Annotated in this window: 21 protein-coding genes; 16 read left to right on the top strand and 5 right to left on the bottom strand. The window is 47.1% G+C overall.

The window, feature by feature from the left end; genetic code table 11:
• Positions 1–121 precede the first annotated feature (121 nt).
• The 3 genes from FSB84_RS11195 to FSB84_RS11185 form a co-directional block, all read right to left on the bottom strand.
• Complete coding sequence (locus tag FSB84_RS11195) at positions 122–1288, bottom strand: FecR family protein (protein ID WP_130541473.1); 1167 nt, start codon at positions 1286–1288, stop codon at positions 122–124.
• Positions 1289–1353: 65 nt separating this feature from the next.
• Positions 1354–1929 (bottom strand): RNA polymerase sigma factor, encoded by a 576-nt coding sequence (locus FSB84_RS11190; protein ID WP_130541474.1) that lies wholly within the window; start codon positions 1927–1929, stop codon positions 1354–1356.
• Between the two features lie 106 nt (positions 1930–2035).
• The gene (locus FSB84_RS11185) at positions 2036–3025 is read right to left on the bottom strand and encodes an alpha/beta hydrolase family protein (protein ID WP_130541475.1); all 990 of its coding nucleotides are present in this window, start codon (positions 3023–3025) and stop codon (positions 2036–2038) included.
• A gap of 86 nt (positions 3026–3111) precedes the next feature.
• Between FSB84_RS11185 and FSB84_RS11180 the strand changes: the two genes are divergently transcribed.
• From FSB84_RS11180 to FSB84_RS11160, 5 genes are read left to right on the top strand one after another with little or no spacing between them, the layout of a single operon-like run.
• A complete protein-coding gene (locus FSB84_RS11180) occupies positions 3112–3972 on the top strand; it encodes a UbiA family prenyltransferase (RefSeq protein WP_225980049.1) in 861 nt (286 codons plus the stop codon).
• Positions 3969–5060, top strand: a complete 1092-nt coding sequence (locus tag FSB84_RS11175) for a type III polyketide synthase (RefSeq protein ID WP_130541477.1) — start codon at positions 3969–3971, stop codon at positions 5058–5060. The genes FSB84_RS11180 and FSB84_RS11175 overlap by 4 nt, the downstream gene beginning before the upstream one ends.
• A complete protein-coding gene (locus FSB84_RS11170) occupies positions 5061–5759 on the top strand; it encodes a methyltransferase domain-containing protein (RefSeq protein ID WP_130541478.1) in 699 nt (232 codons plus the stop codon).
• Positions 5760–5801: 42 nt separating this feature from the next.
• Positions 5802–6941: an NAD(P)/FAD-dependent oxidoreductase gene (locus FSB84_RS11165; protein ID WP_130541479.1), complete on the top strand. Its 1140-nt coding sequence runs from the start codon at positions 5802–5804 to the stop codon at positions 6939–6941.
• 5 nt (positions 6942–6946) lie between these two features.
• Complete coding sequence (locus FSB84_RS11160) at positions 6947–8407, top strand: hypothetical protein (RefSeq protein WP_130541480.1); 1461 nt, start codon at positions 6947–6949, stop codon at positions 8405–8407.
• A 10-nt stretch (positions 8408–8417) separates the two neighbouring features.
• Here the strand turns inward: FSB84_RS11160 and FSB84_RS11155 are convergent, their stop codons facing one another.
• Positions 8418–8912, bottom strand: coding sequence for an SRPBCC family protein (locus FSB84_RS11155; RefSeq protein WP_130541481.1), 495 nt, complete (start codon positions 8910–8912; stop codon positions 8418–8420).
• A gap of 132 nt (positions 8913–9044) precedes the next feature.
• Between FSB84_RS11155 and FSB84_RS11150 the strand changes: the two genes are divergently transcribed.
• The 7 genes from FSB84_RS11150 (at position 9045) to FSB84_RS11120 (ending at position 14455) form a co-directional block, all read left to right on the top strand.
• Positions 9045–9551 (top strand): GbsR/MarR family transcriptional regulator, encoded by a 507-nt coding sequence (locus FSB84_RS11150; RefSeq protein WP_130541482.1) that lies wholly within the window; start codon positions 9045–9047, stop codon positions 9549–9551.
• A 24-nt stretch (positions 9552–9575) separates the two neighbouring features.
• Complete coding sequence (locus FSB84_RS11145; protein WP_130541483.1) at positions 9576–10004, top strand: hypothetical protein; 429 nt, start codon at positions 9576–9578, stop codon at positions 10002–10004.
• Positions 10005–10079: 75 nt separating this feature from the next.
• Positions 10080–11210, top strand: a complete 1131-nt coding sequence (locus tag FSB84_RS11140; protein WP_130541484.1) for an epimerase — start codon at positions 10080–10082, stop codon at positions 11208–11210.
• A 10-nt stretch (positions 11211–11220) separates the two neighbouring features.
• On the top strand, positions 11221–11589 hold the full coding sequence (locus FSB84_RS11135; protein WP_130541485.1) for a CoA-binding protein: 369 nt from the start codon (positions 11221–11223) through the stop codon (positions 11587–11589).
• Between the two features lie 220 nt (positions 11590–11809).
• A complete protein-coding gene (locus FSB84_RS11130; RefSeq protein WP_130541486.1) occupies positions 11810–12265 on the top strand; it encodes a hypothetical protein in 456 nt (151 codons plus the stop codon).
• A 79-nt stretch (positions 12266–12344) separates the two neighbouring features.
• On the top strand, positions 12345–13922 hold the full coding sequence (locus FSB84_RS11125) for a T9SS type A sorting domain-containing protein (RefSeq protein ID WP_130541487.1): 1578 nt from the start codon (positions 12345–12347) through the stop codon (positions 13920–13922).
• A 59-nt stretch (positions 13923–13981) separates the two neighbouring features.
• Complete coding sequence (locus tag FSB84_RS11120; protein ID WP_130541488.1) at positions 13982–14455, top strand: ribonuclease H-like YkuK family protein; 474 nt, start codon at positions 13982–13984, stop codon at positions 14453–14455.
• Positions 14456–14520: 65 nt separating this feature from the next.
• Here FSB84_RS11120 and FSB84_RS11115 read toward each other — a convergent pair whose 3' ends face one another.
• Positions 14521–15195: a GTP-binding protein gene (locus tag FSB84_RS11115; protein WP_130541489.1), complete on the bottom strand. Its 675-nt coding sequence runs from the start codon at positions 15193–15195 to the stop codon at positions 14521–14523.
• A gap of 84 nt (positions 15196–15279) precedes the next feature.
• On the opposite strand from FSB84_RS11115, the gene ubiE reads away from it, so the two are divergent.
• The 4 genes from ubiE (at position 15280) to FSB84_RS11100 (ending at position 17889) form a co-directional block, all read left to right on the top strand.
• The gene (ubiE, locus tag FSB84_RS11110) at positions 15280–16032 is read left to right on the top strand and encodes a bifunctional demethylmenaquinone methyltransferase/2-methoxy-6-polyprenyl-1,4-benzoquinol methylase UbiE (RefSeq protein ID WP_130541490.1); all 753 of its coding nucleotides are present in this window, start codon (positions 15280–15282) and stop codon (positions 16030–16032) included.
• Positions 15996–16739, top strand: coding sequence for a type IX secretion/gliding motility protein PorT/SprT (gene porT / locus FSB84_RS11105; RefSeq protein WP_130541491.1), 744 nt, complete (start codon positions 15996–15998; stop codon positions 16737–16739). Before ubiE ends, porT begins: the two co-directional genes overlap by 37 nt.
• A gap of 265 nt (positions 16740–17004) precedes the next feature.
• Positions 17005–17148: a hypothetical protein gene (locus tag FSB84_RS30655; protein ID WP_158643854.1), complete on the top strand. Its 144-nt coding sequence runs from the start codon at positions 17005–17007 to the stop codon at positions 17146–17148.
• Positions 17149–17283: 135 nt separating this feature from the next.
• Complete coding sequence (locus FSB84_RS11100) at positions 17284–17889, top strand: hypothetical protein (RefSeq protein ID WP_130541492.1); 606 nt, start codon at positions 17284–17286, stop codon at positions 17887–17889.
• Positions 17890–18084 lie beyond the last annotated feature (195 nt).

Here is an 18084-nt window from a genome sequence, read left to right as displayed (position 1 = left end):
ATACTTTCGCAGTGTTTTGGGTGATGAATACAGTCTTCCCGGACTTTTGCATTTTTGTTACCCAAAACGCCTGGCCAGTTATGTTGTCGCATGCTGGCCTTTTGTTTTGGGAACAATTGATTTATGGTATTATGATCAGTTTGTTTCCTTTTTCAAACCGGTAGTTCACACCTGAACCTTTTAGCCATTCAAGCACTACATTCAGGTTTACGTTCCTGCTCATTTTTCCGAAGAATAACCCCGGCACAATCCTGCCTTCATAGCGCACTTCAATATCATACCATCTTTCCAGTTCCCGCAACACCATAAAAAGATCGGCTCCGTTGAAATTGAATATTCCGTTCTTCCAGGCCATTACCTGCTGAATATCCGCTCCGTCTTTTACTTCCAGTGATCTGCCAATATGGTTTTGCAGCAATACCGCCTGCTGCGAAGGTTTGAGCAAAATGGCCGCTGCATTGTTCTTTACACGTACTGCACCTTCGATCAGCGTTGTTCTCAGCATCTTCTCATTGGCATAGCTATTGATATTGAAACTGGTGCCCAGCACTTCCACTTCCATATCGCTGACGGATACCCGAAACGGTTTCGACTGATCCCGCTTCACTTCAAAATAGGCTTCTCCGGTTATGATCACTTTTCTTTCGTTTCCTGAAAACCGGGTGGGATAGCGGATGGAGCTGGCAGCGTTCAGCCACACTTTGGTACCATCCGGCAGTGTTAACCTGAACTGTCTGCCGGCCGGTGTACTCATAGTGTTGAAAGCCATTTCAGCGGTGCTGCTTTCCGATGCATCATAGATGAGCTGCTTGTTTTGCAGCATCACTTTTGCTCCGTTCTGATCGGCTACATGGCCATTGCCTGCACTGTCGAGTGCAATCTGCCGTCCGTCAGAGAGTGTCAGCACGGCTCCTTCTTTTCCGGGCAATACCTGTGCAGGCAACATTTTGTTCTCGATTGCCAGCTGCCTGTCGCGATCCTGGTGGAGCCAAAGGTAAGCACCCAGTGAAACCAACACCATTATTGCAGCCGCAACAGCAATCTTTGGCAGCATACGGTGGCGATGCACGGGCATGTCAACAACGGGAGCAGCCATGCCTGTAGCTTCCTTAACGTTGGCTAGTATTCTTTTGCCAAGTGCGGTTTCGTGCATCGCAAAATCTTCGGGCAGCATAATTTCATCATCACCTTTGCTGTTGTAGTACTCACTGAATGCAGCCATCTCAGCATCAGTGATAGTACCCTTCAGCCACTTATTGGCCAGTTCATATGCGCGTTGTTGGTCCATATACACAATAGTCTTGCTTAATGAAAGCAGCACCCAAGCTTTTTGAATCTTTTTTTTCTGGAAGGTTAGAAAAGGAGGATAACAGAAATGGGTGAATCGCCCATGGATTTGCGGAGGGAGCCCAGTGCCCGGTTCATATGGTTCTCCACTGTTTTTTCGGAGATATTGAGTTGATCTGCAATTTCTTTGTTGGAGAGCTGGCCTTCCCTGCTCATTCTGAATACCATTCGTGGTCTCTCAGGAAGCGCTTCTACCAGCACTTCCAGCTTCGCCATCATTTGCTGCAGTTCAATGATGGAATACGGTAAAGGTGTATCTGCCGGGTATTCCTCATTGATCTCTCCGGTTGTTTGCAGGTTTCGGAAACGGGCTGAATAAACAGTCATCACTTTTAACTTCACAGCCGCAGCCAGCCAGTGATTCAGCGAACGCGTGATATTGATCCGCGATCTCCGCTCCCACACTTCGATGAAAAGTTGCTGCACCAGATCTTCTGCTTCCTGTGCATTATCCAGTTTTCTGAAAGCCTGGGCAAAGAGGAGATTCCAGTAACGATCGTAGATTGTATTGAATGCCTGCTGGTCATCCTGTTGAAGTAATGCCACCAACTCATCGTCCTTGTATGTACTGTATGCAGTCATTAATCCGGAGGGGATTGAAATTAGGGATCAGTTCTGGAAATAGATGAAGGACAAGATCGGATGGCTGGATTAAAGATAGTATAAGTTTCGAAAAAAGACCTGCTGATCATTTCAAGCCTTTCACAAAATCAACAATGGCAGTCACCAGATCAGGCACTACCGGCAGATCAGGATTGATATAAGTGGCATGATTGGCGCGCTGCTCCGCCTCACTGTGCTTCAGCACATGATTCATTCTATCAATGATCAGCACTTTCGCTTCAGGGTTGGCTTTCAGGAGCATCATGGCATCGGCTTCTGTAACCTGGAGATCTGTATTACCCTGTATGATCAGCACTGGCACTTTTAATTGTTTGATCAATTGCTGCGGATCATATTTGAACCAACTGATCAGATAAGGTTGAACAGAAGGACGGAACAATGAATTCATGCTCGCAGGTGGATTATGAAGTGTATCGCCTTTAGAGAGAGTGTCGATGAATTTATTGGCCATCTCTCTCATATTCCGCATTTGTTCAGCTGCCTGCTCACTGGCAGCTTTTGCCGGATCTAGGCTTGCATCCAGCTGTCTTCTCAACACTTTATCTGCAGACTGTCCGGGACCGGCAATAGACACCATCGCATCAGCACCACCCTGCGCCGCCGCTTTCAACCCGATGGTTGAACCTTCGCTATGCCCCACTACGATCACTTTGGAAAACCGTTTATCAGCTTTCAGCATTCTGATCAGATCCGTAGCATCTTCCACCAGCATATTGAAACGGATATCCGTTTCGATCTTCATGGCATTCTTGCTGGCTGCAATACCGCGCTTATCGTAACGAAGCGTGGCAATGCCCAGTGAATTCAAAGTATCCCCAAGGAATTTGAGCGAATTGTTCTTCATCATAGGGTTATTGCCATCGCGATCGGTTGGACCGGAACCGGCAATGAACAGCGCTACAGGAACTGGCCCTTTTGCAACCGGCACATTAAGCGTTCCGTAAATATCTCCGGTAGTGGTTTTCAACACTACAGAATCCTTTTCCTGCGATTTGGCCGGGAACACGGAAAACACAAACAAAAATCCGGTAACAAAGTAGCAACTCAACTTCATACAATCAGGTTTATGCCAAGGTACAACAATCGATGAATACTGCCATCCTGCTTAAAAAGCATAAATTACAGGTACAAAACATCCCAATGCTGCAACGGTCAACCATTCAATTGCTGCGTTTTCCGTTTTCATTCTTCCTGCTACCGGTTTACCTCTTTGCGCTGGGGCTGGTACCCGTGATCCATTCTACAGATGCATGGCTGATATTTTTCATCCTTCATCTCCTTGTGTATCCCGCCAGCAATGGTTACAATTCATATATGGACAGGGACGAAGGCAGTATCGGGGGCCTGGCCCGCCCTATGCAACCCACCAGGCAATTATTCCACATTACAGTATTGATGGACATTGCAGCCATTGCGCTCAGTGTCTTCATCAGTAATTTATTCGCCATTGGCATTACAGCCTATATCCTCGCCTCAAGGGCCTACAGCTACAGGGGAATACGGTTGAAACAGTATCCCATCATGGGTTATTGCACAGTAGTATTCTTCCAGGGCTGCGCAACCTTCTTTCTGGTGTATCACGGAGGAAGTATGGATAAGACCACTAATGTACCACTGGCAGGCGTTCTGGCTGCCGGACTCCTCATAGGCGCTTTCTATCCTATTACACAGATCTACCAGCACGAGGCCGATAAAAAAGATGGTGTTACCACCATCAGCAGGCTTTTGGGCTATCGTGGCACGTTTATTTTTACAGCTATACTATATCTCGCCGCCATGCTGGCGCTTAGCTGGCTGTTTTTTCAAAGGGAACAGCCGATGAAACTAATGGTAATAGCAACCGTTATGCTACCCGCCCTCGTATATTTTTTTGTATGGGCAAAAGGGGTATGGTCCAATATTTCTGTAGCGGACTTTACCCATACCATGCGCATGAACCTGTTGGCATCCCTATGTTCTAACCTGGCATTCCTCATCATTTTAACCGGGAGGTGGATTTGAGCAAAATAATTTCAATAGGAACAGCAGTACCTGCCTGGAAGCACAGGCAGGAAGACATACTTTCTTTTATGCTTCCGGCCTATTCACTAACAGGTCCGGACACACGAAAAATAAGATTCCTCTATCATCAGAGCGCCATCAGCACCCGGTACTCCGTGATACCGGATTACAGCAGGCCGATAGCAGAATGGAAATTCTACCCGCAGACTGAGAACCTGGAGCCCTTTCCTACATTGGAGACCCGCATGCAATGGTATAACCGCCACGCAGCTCCATTATCTGTGGATGCAGTGCGCGACTGCCTGCAGGGCCCACTGAAGCATACAGCCATCACTCACCTCATTACCGTCAGCTGTACTGGCATGAGCGCGCCTGGACTGGATCTTGAACTGGTGGAGCTGCTGGACCTGCCCCGCAATACCTGGAGAACTTCCGTGAACTTCATGGGCTGCTATGCCGCTATACATGCACTTAAACTGGCAGATGCCATTTGCCACAGCGATCCCGCTGCCAAAGTGCTGCTGGTTTGCACAGAACTCTGCACCCTGCATTTCCAGCGGGAGCCTACCCCGGACAATATCGCCAGCAGCCTGTTGTTTGCTGATGGCAGCGCCGCCGCACTGGTAGTACACGATCAACATGAACATCGCGGACTCGCCATCACAAATTTTTACAGCGAAGTGGTCCCGAAAGGGAAAAAAGATATGTCCTGGGAACTCTCTTCCTCCGGCTTCCAGATGACACTCAGCAACTACGTGCCCTCACTGATAGCAGAAGACTTTGAAGCCCTCACCGGAAGGGCAATGCAACATGCAGGACTATCTGCAGAAGCGATCACGCACTGGTGCATCCACCCCGGCGGGAAAAAGATACTGGAAGTGATCAGCAACAGTCTCCATTTACCGGAAGATGCATTGCAGTACAGTTACGGAGTGCTGGATCGATATGGCAATATGAGCTCATCCACCATCCTGTTCGTGCTGAAGAACATGATGCAGCAACTCCATGCAGATGCCCGCATTTTTGGAGCGGCATTCGGGCCCGGATTGACCATGGAAACTTTCATTGCACAATATCAAACAGTCTGAATGCAACGGTCAGCCGAAAAAGAATTACTGGATATGCCCGGTATTCCGCAGGAAGATATCCGGCGCAATATGGAGGAGCTGGACCTTATCAATAATTGGCTGGGTGGTCACGCCATCACCATTGCTGGTTTGAAGAAACTGGTGAAGCAGCATAAACAGCTATCCATATGCGAAATTGGCTGTGGCGGCGGTGATAACCTGGAAGCCATCGCCAGGTGGTGCCGCAGGAACGGGATTTCCGTTACCCTTACAGGCATCGACATCAATCCTTTTTGTATCAGCACTGCCATGGAAAAATGGAAAAAGGATCCTTCCCTGGCCAGCTTCGCTCCCATCAATTTCATTACTTCTGATTATAAACTGGTACAAGCCGGCGAAAGATATGATATCATTTTCTCCTCCCTGTTCTGTCATCATTTTACCCGGGAAGAACTGGTTGCACAGCTCCAATGGATGCACCAACGGGCCGGCATCGGCTTTTTCATCAATGACCTGCACCGTCACCCCATCGCCTATCATTCCATTAAGATACTGACAAAGCTTTTCAGCCGCAGTTATCTTGTAAAAAATGATGCCCCTCTTTCAGTAAAAAGAAGTTTTGTTAAATCTGACTGGTTATTAATAATGGAAGAAGCAGGAATCGATACATTTTCTGTACATTGGAAATGGGCATTTCGCTGGTTGGTGGTAGTTGGGTAGTCTTTATTAAACCTTATTTGTACCGGTAAATGGGAAAGATTCTTGAATAGAGAAGCTACATATGATGTTGCCATTATCGGTGGTGGACTGGCCGGCCTTGCCTTGTCCATTCAATCTGCAAGGGCAGGATACAAGACCATCCTCTTTGAGAAAGAACAATATCCCTTTCATAAAGTTTGTGGAGAATATGTAAGCCTCGAGAGCTGGAACTTTCTCCAGGATCTCGGTGTACCGCTCAGCGATATGCAATTGCCCATCATCAACCGTGTATTGATCAGTTCCCCCAACGGTCGTTTTGTGGAAAGCAATCTTCCACTGGGCGGTTTCGGTATCAGCCGGTTTACACTCGATCACCTGCTGGCCGGTATCGCCCGAAGGGAAGGCGTTACCTTGCTGGAAGATACCCGTGTGAATGATGTGGTGCACCGTCATCACGCCAGTGTGGTATTCAGCACCAGGGGCGCCATTGAAGCCACTGTAGTGGCTGGCTCCTATGGGAAGCGGTCCAATCTCGATGCAAAATGGAAAAGGGATTTCACGCGCATCAAGCCCAATGCCCTCAATCATCTCATCGGTGTAAAATATCATATACAGACTTTTTTCCCTGACGATCTTATTGCCCTTCACAATTTTGAAAATGGTTATTGCGGAATTTCAAAAATTGAGGATAATAAGTATTGTTTGTGTTATCTTACAACTGCATCCAATCTCAGGAAGAGTGGAAATGAGATTAAACAGATGGAACAGCAGATCCTGCGCAAGAATCCATTTCTCGATAAGATTTTTTCCTCAGCCCGCTTCCTGTACAAAGAACCTGTTACAGTATCCCGCATATCCTTCAACAGAAAGACCCAGGTGGAAAATCACCTGCTGATGCTTGGCGACGCTGCCGGCATGATCACGCCACTTTGTGGTAATGGAATGAGCATGGCCCTGCATAGCAGTAAACTGGCCTTCGAAGAAGCCGATCAGTTTCTGCAAGGCAGGATCAACCGGTACGAAATGGAAACGCAGTATACCCAGCAATGGGAAAAGCATTTCAACCGCAGGCTTCAGACTGGTCGTGTTTTGCAGCAGTTCTTCGGCAACGGCATCCTGAGCAACTACCTGATTGCATCCCTTAAACCTTTTCCGTCACTGGTTTCTTTTTTGATCAGACAAACTCACGGAAGACCCTTCTAAAAAACATGCGATACCATCTGCTGTCTGCTTTATGCTGTATGATCAGCATGGCAGGCACCGGTCAGAACTATCATGCGGTTAATGGCTCAAATTATGCAGGAAGTTTAGGCACCGGCAACAATCCCGCCTCCATTGTGAATACGCCCTGGCCCTGGGACCTCACCGTCTTTGGCGTTCAGGCAAAGGCCACTACCAATATTTTTACCGTCCGCAACTATTCACTCATCACCCCACCCGGCGATGCGAGGTACCAGATCAATCCAAAGAATGAGGAGCGGTATGCAAATGTCAATTTCAATATCAACCTGCTCAATGCCCGCTATTCCATCAACCGGAAAAATGCTGTGGCAGCAGGCATCAATATCCGCGGCTATACACGCAACAAGACCAGTCGCTTTGCCTACCTGGACACGCTCCATAACGTAGACCAGTTCCTCACCATCAACCAGGGCAATATCCCGCTCTCCAATGATGTGATCAGCAGCAATTGGATCGAAGTCTACGGGAGCTATGCACGCACCATCTGGGATAATGACCAGAGCCGCCTTAATGCTGGTATAACAGTGAAGGTTACACGCGGATTGGCAGGCGGCTACAGCAATCTCGTCAGCGGCACCGTCACACCCATTCCCGGCGGCCCCGAACCTCAATACCAGGTAAATGGCCTCGAAGCCTTCTATGCTTATTCAGCCAATTTCGATAAATGGGACAATGATCTTTCCCAATCCACCAATATCAGGAACTTCATCGGCAATGCGCAGGGCGGCATTTCACTGGATGCAGGACTGGAATTTCTTGTAAAGGAAGGCGGGCTCCGTTCCTTCAACGACAGTGATGATGAATACTGGGACTATACCTGGAAGATCGGCCTGTCAGTACTGGATATCGGTTACAACCAGTACCGGTACAGCAGCAACAGCAGGATATTGCGCACACTCAAATCAGGAGTTGCAGCCACCGACTTCGATCAGAAGTTCGGAACCGTTAACGGCATCCGCGGTTTCAACGACAGTGCTGCTACCCTTTTCAATAATGTGCGCATTCCCTCAGGAGTTTTCCAGGTGATCAATCCAACACGTGCTGTGTTGAATGTAGACAGGTTCATAACACAGGCATTCTATGTGAACGGGGAAATATCGCTCAACCTCACGCCGCTTGTTGGCGATCGCAGACTATATACCAAAGAGATGAATTTCATCACCATCACCCCCAGATGGGAAACACGGAAATTCGGATTCTACCTGCCGGCCCAGTTCAATTATGAAAAGAAATTCTGGATAGGCGCAGCCGTGAAAGCAGGCCCTGTATTGTTCGGCCTGCATAATCTCGCTTACATCTTTACGAAAAATAATTTACAGAATGGAGGCGGGTATTTGGCGCTGGTGATCAAGCCGGGTAAAAAGAAAGAAGTATCGAAAGGGAAGAGAGACCGAAAGCTGCGGCAATATGACTGCCCGGTATGGTAAATCGCATACCCTATACCGTGATATCCGGCTCCTGTTCCGTATACATAGCAAGATTCTTCAGGCTGGACATCATTCCTGCATAATGATCTTCAGCACTGATCCCTTCCGGTACCTGCTCTGCCATTATATTCACCTGCGTTCCGCCGGGAGTCTGTTTCAGTGTTGTAGTGATGATCATGTTTCCCGCAAAAGCAGGATCATCGGATTTGAATACCACTTCTTCCACGATCTTTTGATTCGGCACCAGCAGTTTGAATTTCCCCGTGAACTCGTCCTCATTGGCTGAAGTTTTGCCGGAGGCAGCATGCTGCGCATCATTGTAGCGGAACACCATCCGGTATCTTCCGCCTTCCCTGGGATCGAATTCAAATATTTCGCAGCTCATGCCTGAAGGCGGCCGCCAGGAAGCAATGGCATCCGGATCCAGACATGCATCATAGATCGTTTCAGGGGATGACCTGATCAACAGGGATACATTGTCCGTTCTTTTAGAGGAATCAGTCATAGTGGCTATTTTACTGAATGTAAGCCTAAAAAAATTATGCCTCTTTCCCAAAACGAACTTTCACAAAGTTTTGAAAATTCAGAAACAGACATTAACTTTGATAAAAGCAGTTACACCCGTTAAACAGAACATATGAAACTCGCAGACGCACGCAATGAATTTATCAATAAATGGGGCGCATTCGGATCCCACTGGGGGATCAACCGCACCATGGCGCAGGTCCATGCGCTCCTCCTCATCAGCGCTGATCCGCTCAGCCAGGATGATATCATGGAGCAATTGAACGTAAGCCGCGGCAATGCGAACATGAATATCCGTGAACTGATCGACTGGGGACTGGTGGAACGCATCATCATTTCAGGTGAGCGCAGGGAGTTCTTCGTTGCCGAGAAAGATATCTGGAAAGTGGCCACACAGATCCTCCGCGAACGCAAGAAACGTGAATTCGATCCCATGATGAAAGTGGTGGAATCCCTCGAAAACATTGAAGGCGATAAAAAAGATAAGAACCATAAACAGTTCACTGAAACCATCGGCAGCATCAAAAGTTTCGGCAGACAGGCAGACCGGATGATGGATGTAATGGTAAAGGCCGACGAGAACTGGTTCATCGGCAGCCTGATGAAATTCTTTAAATAGCTCAATTCGATTTAAACCTGTTTCATGAAAGCATTTGCAAGATTAGATGTAGCTATACAAGTGATCCTGATCATCATCGGGATCTCAATAGGATTGGCAGTAGCCAGCAATTCCATTCAAAGCGATTATATGTTTGTGCCTTATTTCCTCGTTGGGGGCTGGCAGATCTTCAGTGTGATCGTACATCTGGTAGGCGAAGGTTTTCGCTTTGGCACCATGAGAAAGATCTACCTGGTTACTTTATTGCTCGTGCTGGTGATACTGATCATCTCTGTTCCCACAGAAGCCATCATTTATTCCTTAATGGGGTTGTTGTTCTTTTCTCCGCTGATGGCCATATTTTATCTGGCCACCTGTTACAAAGAATTGCAACAATATAAACTGACTGCTCCGGATCAGACAAACAACCAGCCAACTGCCGGTAACAACGATCTGATCTCGCAGGAAAGCTGATAAAAAACAACTGAACAATTCAAACCGGTCTCCCGGTTTTTTTTAAGACATAAACTTTCAAAACTTTTTGAAATTATGAAAAACAAAAAGATCATCCTGGCTGGCGGAACAGGGTTCATCGGGCAGGAGCTGGCGCGCCATTTCGGGAAGGATAACCATGTGGTGATCCTCACCAGGAAATCTGTCCAAAGCAGCAACAACCGTTACAGCAATAAACTGCTCACGGCAGCGGATGGCTACAATATCACTTACTGGAGATGGGATGGAAAGCATGTAGAAAAGCATTGGGCCAATGAAGTGGACGGAAGCGATATTGTTATCAACCTCGCCGGTAAATCCGTGAACTGCCGTTACAATAAAAAGAATCGTGCAAGGATCATCAGCAGCCGCGTTGATGCAACACGTGCTTTGGGCAAAGCCATTAAACAGGTAACACGTTCTCCACAACTCTGGATCAATACTGCTTCCGCTACTATCTACCGCCATGCGCAGGACTATCCCCAGGATGAATTCAATGGTGAGATCTGTGAAGAGAAAGACATGAACATGCCATACTCTTTCCTTGACCGTTGCCGGAGGAATTTCAACAAATGCGCGCTGACACTCCGCGGTCGAAGGAACTCAACTGCATACAGGGACCTGGAAAAAGATTTCTCCATCCAGGTTTGCCTGGCCTGGGAGAAAGCCATGAATGAAATCACGGTGCCACACACACGAAAAATTATCTTCCGTACCGCGATCACATTGGGAAAAGCTGGTGTAATGGTTCCCTTCCTCAACCTGGCCAAATGGGGGCTGGGAGGCCGCCAGGGCAATGGCAACCAAATGTTCAGCTGGGTGCATATCCACGATGTTTGTGCAGCTATCGAATGGTGTTATGATCATCCCGAAACTGAAGGCGTGTACAATCTTTCCGCGCCCAATGCCATTCCCAATACGGCTTTCATGGCAACACTGAGGAAACTTACCGGACATAAGTTCGGGCTGCCCGCATATGACTGGATGCTGGAGCTGGGCGCAACCCTGATCGGTACTGAGACTGAGCTGATCCTGAAAAGCCGTTGGGTATATCCCGGCCGTTTGCTGGAAACTGGTTTCCGGTTCCGCTATAACCATATAGAAGATGCATTACAAAACATTGTACAGCAAACGCCTCAATGCTGTTACCACCTCTTCCACCGAACAAAGGTGGCGGCAATTTTGTAATATTGGTATTATGAAAACTCCCAAAAAGACGCTGGTGATCGGCGCATCCAATAATCCGGAGCGGTACAGTTTTCTGGCTGTGAACCGTCTTCGCAATGCCGGTCATCCCGTGGTGGCCATTGGTCTCAAACCGGTACAGGTAGCCGATATTATGGTAGAGACCGAAAAGAAACCATTTGAAGAAGTAGATACAGTTTCGCTCTACCTCAATCCCGCCAGACAAAAAGAATACTACGATTATATCCTTTCACTGAATCCGAAACGCATCATCTTCAATCCCGGTACGGAGAATGAAGAGCTGGAAACAAAAGCCAAAGAGAAAGGTATCCAGACGATGGAAGCCTGTACCCTGGTTTTATTGAGCACCGGGCAATTCTAACACATTATTACGCATATCCATTTGATTTATATCAAATAAAAATAATCTGCATACTAAACACATACAATTGCCGTTTTCGCATACGTATCCCCTTTATTTATTATTCCTTATCCGGGCAACAAGGCAGAATCTGATCGTTTAAACTCCATTGTTCCCAAAGCTTGCTGATCGTACCCTAAGAAAGAGTTGTATCCAATTATCATTCGTAAAAACCAGTAGCATGAAACTATTCTACTCTGGCTTAGTGGTATTCCTATTGTCCCTATCATCTGCCACAGCGCAGCAAGCCATCCAGGTGCAACAGCACCGTACTGTCCACCCGGCAGTTTTTCAGCAATTCCCAAACAGTTTTGAAGTTGACCAGTGGCAACTCCTGAAAGCCTTTTCGGCCAGCATTGGCGATACCGTGCGTATCCAGCTGAGCAAAAAACATGCTTTCTCCGGAGTGATTACAGACAAAGTGCAGCAATCTCCCAACCTTCATACACTTAATATCCGTGGGCTTCATTTTGAAGGCGCCATGATGCATATCAGTCATAATACAGCTCCCGATGTGGAACAGGCCATCCGTGCCCGTATCCTCCATCCTAAAAAAGGTGATGTGATGGTGTTGGTGCAGGAAGAAAGCAAATACATCTTCCGTAAAGAGGAACAGCAGTTCTTCCTGGCTGAATAGTCATCCTTGTTGATCGTACCATTTGTTGATCGTACCCCTTGTTCAAAACACTATTTGCTGATTCCAATCCTGCATAACTATGAAAGGCATTTTGTCTGTAATCGCTTTCCTGGGCATCACCTTGCACAGCTTCTCCCAAACCCCTATACTCAACAGCTATCCGCAAGCGAAAGCAACGGTGTTCCTGGATTTCGATGGACAATCTGTTCGGGGCACCGCCTGGAATTGGGACGGCCCTATTCAGGCGGCCTCATCAGGTTTCTCACCTGAAGCTATAACCGAAATATTCAATCGCGTGGCTGAGGACTATCGCATCTTCAATATCAATATCACCACCGATTCCACCGTTTTCTTTGCTGCTCCCGCCACCAAGCGTACACGCGTGATCGTTACGCCCACCTGGGAATGGTATGCAAAAAAAGTAGGCGGCATTTCTTACGTGAGTTCGATGAAATGGGGCGATGATACGCCCGCCTGGGTATTCAGCAGCCTGCTGGGCAATAGAGTGCAATCTGTTGCTGATTGTATCTCCCATGAGGCAGGTCATACACTCGGTCTGCAGCACCAGAGCGTTTGGGATGCAGCCTGTGTAAAAACGAAGGAATATGCTGAAGGAAAGGGAACCGGACAGATCGGCTGGGGACCGCTGATGGGTGTGAGCTACGACAAAAACCTCAGCACCTGGCATACCGGTACCAATGCCAAGAGTTGCACTACCATTCAAAACGACATTGAAGTGATCGCCAAATATATAGGCCTCCGCGATGATGAACATGCAGCTACGCTCAACGAAGCAACCCCTATCACTATGATGGGCAGCGAATTTGCAGCCACCGGCATCATCAATACGGAAGCTGACCGCGATGTGTTTTCTTTCCGTGTGCATTCAACTGCCAGGTTCCGCATCCGCGCCAATCCGCAAAGCATCGGGCCCGCCAATGAAGGCGCCAATCTCGATATCAAAGTCTCACTGCTCGATAATCTCGGCGATACCGTGGGGCGCTACAATCCTGCCGAATTGCTGAACGCAGGCGTTGACAGCATTCTCAATACCGGCAATTATTTCCTGGTGGTGGATGGTGTGGGCAATACCAATCTCAGTGATTATGCCAGTCTTGGTTACTATGCAGTGACCGGCAGTATTGCGCAGGCGCTGCCAGTTTATCGTTTCCATCTTACCGGAAGGATCAGTAATAACCAGCATTTTTTCAATTGGGTGTATGATACAGACGAGCCGATCAAAACCATCAATCTTCAATACTCCGCAGATGGCGTACATTTCAGTAATCTCGTTGATGCAGGCACAAACAAAAAACAATTCAGCTGGACACCATCTTCTCAAGACAGACTGTATTACCGTGCGCAAGCCATTACAGTAGCGGATGAACGCGCCTATTATTCCAACGTTGTGACCTTGCAACCTGCCGCTTCCGAAGACATAAAGCTGCATAGCAACCTCATCGGTAATGCTATCGAAGTAACTACCGGTAAGGTATATGCGTATCAGCTGATGGACGCAACAGGCAGGCTGCTGCAACAGGGCAAGGTAGCGGCGGGGTATAATCGAATTGAGGTTTATGGCACGCAGAGAGGTGTTCTTTTACTTCGCTTGCAGGCTGAAAATGAGGTCCATAGCGAGAAATTAATAAAACAATAATAGATAGCCCTTTTGGTAATGAGCGGGTTTTTCGGTAAATTACACAAACCCGTTTTATTATGCTATGGAGAAAATTTAATGGCGACCCGATTGAACTTCCCATCATCGATGCTGTTGAAAATGCCATCAGGCGTGAATCTGAAAAAGGGTATCACCTGAAAGTATGCATTGGCACTGACTCACAAGTGAAAGGTTCCGAGACTGAATTTGCTACCGTGATCGTTTTCCTGCGTGAAGGACATGGAGGTTTCATGTTCATCCACAACGAAAAAACAAGGCAGCAATACACCATCAAGGAACGTATGCTGGTGGAAGTGGCCAGAAGCATCGAGATTGCGTATGAGCTCTGTAATCTCTTCACACAATACAATGTGGACATGGAGGTACATGCAGACATCAATACCAATCCACACTTCAAAAGTAACGACGCACTGAAGGAAGCGATGGGCTATATCCTTGGGATGGGTTTCGCCTTCAAAGCCAAACCGGAAGCCTTTGCCAGCAGTAGCTGCGCCAATAAGGTAGTAAACTAAAAACCTCCGCATCGTCAGCGGAGGTTTTTAGTTTTAGCGAAGTGATGTTTTCCATCACAGTGCATTTATTGCTCTGGATTTTCGAATGCCTCATTGCATTCTTCGATAAATCCGAGGATCTTGTCGCGTCCCATTTTCTTTTCAGCGCTCGTTACAAAATTCCTGGGAAGGAATTGCCAGGTGGCGCGCATCGCATCGAGAAATGATTTCACATTCTTAGCCACTACTTTCTGTGTTTCCTTATCAGCCTTCGTAAACGTGAGGGCGAAAGGGATCTCCCATTCACCCAGCTTATTGGCAAATTCCAGGTCGATCTTCTGCGGTTCATGGCGGCTATCGATCAGCAGGAATACATTCACCAGGTTCTCCCGCTTACGCAGGTAATTCTCGATCATTTGTTCCCACTGGTTCCGCTGACTCTGGCTCACTTTGGCAAAACCATAACCGGGAAGGTCAACAATGAACCATTTACTGGCAGGCCCAGTCTGTCCTTTTTTATCGCGGTCGGCCCCTTCCTGCAAAGAACCTTTGAGACTCTCCATTTCAAAAAAATTGATCAGCTGGGTCTTTCCCGGCGTACCGGAAGTCTTTGCCAGTTTCTGATGCCCGCTCAGCATATTGATCAATGAACTCTTGCCAACATTACTGCGGCCGATAAAGGCATACTCGGGCCTGTCGCCCGCAGGGCATTGTTTGATATCCGGACAACTGATAAGATAACTTGCTTTTTTGATCAACATGGAACTGCAATTAAGGCTGCAAGATACGGATACTGCGTTCCACCGGACACCTGATCCCGAAACTTACTGTATCTTCGCTGCCTCATGGCAAAGTTTACGCACGATACGATAGTTCCCTATGACCAGTCAAAGGCGGGAAAGAAGCAGCAGGTGGAAGCAATGTTCGATCAGATCGCATGCAGGTATGATCTGCTCAACCGGTTCCTGAGTATCGGGATCGACAAAGGCTGGAGAAAGAAAGGTATCCGTGAACTGAAAAGCATCAATCCAAAGCTGGTGCTGGATGTAGCTACAGGAACAGCCGATGTGGCTATAATGACCCATAAATATTTACAGCCGGAAAAGATCATTGGCATAGATATTTCAGAGCAAATGCTGGCCGTAGGAAGGACCAAGGTTGCTAAACTCGGGTTAAATGACCAGATCGAGCTCCGTAAAGGCGATTCCGAGGCAATAAACTTTCCGGACAACACGTTTGATGCCATTACAGTGGCCTTTGGCGTACGGAATTTTGAGGATCTGGATAAGGGTCTGGCCGAAATGTACCGCGTACTGAAGCCAGGCGGGAAAGCCATGATCCTGGAATTTTCCAAGCCCAAACAGGTTGCATTCAAAGGATTATATAACTTATATTTGAATGTTGTTGCCCCAAAAGCAGGACAATGGCTATCAAAAAATAAAGACGCGTATCAATATTTAAACAACTCAGTAAAAGCATTCCCCGAAGGCGAAACATTTCTACACATTTTACAACAAGCCGGATTTTCTGACACCAGGCTAAAAAGGTTGAGTTTAGGTATATGCACAATTTACTGCGGCAGCAAAAAAGCCGGCTGATACGCCTGGCATCCGTTTCAATTCTGTTGATCGCTTCCCTGAGAAGTGTCGCTCAACGTGAGTTGTACCTCCCCAATCACGACGATAAGAAATATTATCTCGGTATTGCACTTATGTACAATACCAGCCGGTTCAACCTGAGCCACCATCCCGGTTTCCTGGGGCAGGACAGTGTACAGGTTGTTGACCCGGAGAATGCCGGCGGTTTCGGACTGGCAGGCATCCATACCCTTCGACTCAATCATCGCTTCGAGATCAGGGCCATCTTCCCGCAGCTCCTGTTCTCTTACAAGAACCTCACCTATCACCTCAAAACGCCCGACCCTATGAAGGAAGAGCAAAAGGTGATGACCAAGAAAGTGGAGTCCATCCTGCTCGGATTTCCTGTTCACCTGAAATTCCGCTCAGACCGTATCGATAATTTTCGTGTATACATGTTCGCTGGTGGCAAGTTCGAATACGATCTTACTTCCAATTCCACTGCCCGCCGCGCCGAAGACCTGATCAAATTGAAAAAATATGATCTCGGTGTGGAAGCAGGTATCGGCTTCAATTTCTATTTCCCTGTATTCATCCTCTCGCCGGAGATCAAGATCAGCAATGGCCTGATGAACGTGCATTCCAGGGATGCCAACCTGAAATATTCCAGCACCATCGACAAATTGCAATCAAGAATGATCATTTTCTCGCTTATTTTTGAGGGATAATCATTTGCAGCAACATTCTTCCAGCCCGGGGTGTTAAGCAATAACACAACCCCTTGCTATGAAAATAATGCTCCTGGCTACCGGTCTATTTGGTAACAGCACTGGCATGCAACTCATCCAATCAACCCAACCCGGTTTTCAATACCGGTAAAATTACCGTTCAGACATTTACTGTTGATGTAACCAAGGAACAAAGCTCCGCACTTCAAAAGGCGCTACTATCCTGATCCCTGCAGGCGCTATCGATGCAGGAAAAGAAAAACAGGTGGAACTGGAAGTGAAGGAGGCCTGCAGCATGGAAGACATTGTAAAAGCAGGCCTTCCAACTATCAGTGATGGCAAACCGCTTTCCAGTGGCGGTATGATCTGCATCAAACCATCCCGTTCTTCCAAAGCATCCGAGAAGTAACCATTCTATGTAAGTATTCCCACACCTTCTCTTGAGCCCGGAAAACAATCAGCGATACCTGGCGAATCGAAACAATCCCTCAACCCTGCACCGCCACTAGCTACAGACTGGATAGACTCCTGCATCATCAATTTCATGAATGCAGGATACAAAGGCAGGTACGCAGGAAAAGGCTGGATTATCTATCATCCTGACGACCCTGCTGTTGATTTATCCGAGCATATTACGGACACTGCTATCTTGAACAACAATAGCCAATACTACCCTTATCTGGACAATATTCCATTCGACTCTACCAGTAATCTCCTCTCTGAATCAGACAATCTCAACAAGTATTGTTTGCCGGTATTTAATTGGGGGTGGCACAATATAGATAAACTGATGGAGGACATTTTAGGAGCTGAGATTATTGATGTTTCACTTACTGTACCGGGTTACAAAGCATTTATCATTGCAACAACCACAGACAGCACTAAGCTCTATGCAGGCATCTCTGAATTTGTACTGAATAGCAAACACGATCTAACTATCAAGGTTAAACCATCTTCCGTCAAAGCAACAGAAAAGCTATTGGAAAAAATATCCGAAGGGATTCCAAAAAACACTTTTGTTGAACTTTCAAATAACGAATTGGACAGTGCATCGGCTCCGAATGACATTACCAGTTCACCCGACTCAAATAACAAGAGTAATCGAGGCAGTGAAAAAATGGGCCATTGGTTTTTACAGATCGAAAGATAACAGGCTGATCATTTTAAGGAAACCTGAAGACGAGCGTTTGTGTAGTTGTCTTCAGACGCAACCCTAATACCCAAACAATCGTTAGCCGCTGGATTGATCCTGTTCATCCTTGAAAAAGGTTTCTTAACCATACAGCGTATAAAAATGTATACAAAGTGTATAAAACTTTTGTCACAAATATTATGTTGCGAATAA

Origin of the sequence: Pseudobacter ginsenosidimutans (genome assembly GCF_007970185.1) — a bacterium.
Taxonomy (GTDB): domain Bacteria; phylum Bacteroidota; class Bacteroidia; order Chitinophagales; family Chitinophagaceae; genus Pseudobacter; species Pseudobacter ginsenosidimutans.
This window is presented reverse-complemented; position numbering and strand designations above follow the sequence as displayed.

Bases quoted from the DNA above. Each gene is read 5' to 3' on its own strand.
- FSB84_RS11115 (WP_130541489.1), bottom strand. From the start codon at position 15,195: ATGTTGATCAAAAAAGCAAGTTATCTTATCAGTTGTCCGGATATCAAA.
- FSB84_RS11120 (WP_130541488.1), top strand. From the start codon at position 13,982: ATGCTATGGAGAAAATTTAATGGCGACCCGATTGAACTTCCCATCATC.
- FSB84_RS11140 (WP_130541484.1), top strand. From the start codon at position 10,080: ATGAAAAACAAAAAGATCATCCTGGCTGGCGGAACAGGGTTCATCGGG.
- FSB84_RS11130 (WP_130541486.1), top strand. From the start codon at position 11,810: ATGAAACTATTCTACTCTGGCTTAGTGGTATTCCTATTGTCCCTATCA.
- FSB84_RS11100 (WP_130541492.1), top strand. From the start codon at position 17,284: ATGAATGCAGGATACAAAGGCAGGTACGCAGGAAAAGGCTGGATTATC.
- ubiE (WP_130541490.1), top strand. From the start codon at position 15,280: ATGGCAAAGTTTACGCACGATACGATAGTTCCCTATGACCAGTCAAAG.
- porT (WP_130541491.1), top strand. From the start codon at position 15,996: ATGCACAATTTACTGCGGCAGCAAAAAAGCCGGCTGATACGCCTGGCA.
- FSB84_RS11180 (WP_225980049.1), top strand. From the start codon at position 3,112: ATGCTGCAACGGTCAACCATTCAATTGCTGCGTTTTCCGTTTTCATTC.
- FSB84_RS11145 (WP_130541483.1), top strand. From the start codon at position 9,576: ATGAAAGCATTTGCAAGATTAGATGTAGCTATACAAGTGATCCTGATC.
- FSB84_RS11155 (WP_130541481.1), bottom strand. From the start codon at position 8,912: ATGACTGATTCCTCTAAAAGAACGGACAATGTATCCCTGTTGATCAGG.
- FSB84_RS11125 (WP_130541487.1), top strand. From the start codon at position 12,345: ATGAAAGGCATTTTGTCTGTAATCGCTTTCCTGGGCATCACCTTGCAC.
- FSB84_RS11150 (WP_130541482.1), top strand. From the start codon at position 9,045: ATGAAACTCGCAGACGCACGCAATGAATTTATCAATAAATGGGGCGCA.
- FSB84_RS11185 (WP_130541475.1), bottom strand. From the start codon at position 3,025: ATGAAGTTGAGTTGCTACTTTGTTACCGGATTTTTGTTTGTGTTTTCC.
- FSB84_RS11195 (WP_130541473.1), bottom strand. From the start codon at position 1,288: ATGGACCAACAACGCGCATATGAACTGGCCAATAAGTGGCTGAAGGGT.
- FSB84_RS11160 (WP_130541480.1), top strand. From the start codon at position 6,947: ATGCGATACCATCTGCTGTCTGCTTTATGCTGTATGATCAGCATGGCA.
- FSB84_RS11135 (WP_130541485.1), top strand. From the start codon at position 11,221: ATGAAAACTCCCAAAAAGACGCTGGTGATCGGCGCATCCAATAATCCG.
- FSB84_RS11190 (WP_130541474.1), bottom strand. From the start codon at position 1,929: ATGACTGCATACAGTACATACAAGGACGATGAGTTGGTGGCATTACTT.
- FSB84_RS11170 (WP_130541478.1), top strand. From the start codon at position 5,061: ATGCAACGGTCAGCCGAAAAAGAATTACTGGATATGCCCGGTATTCCG.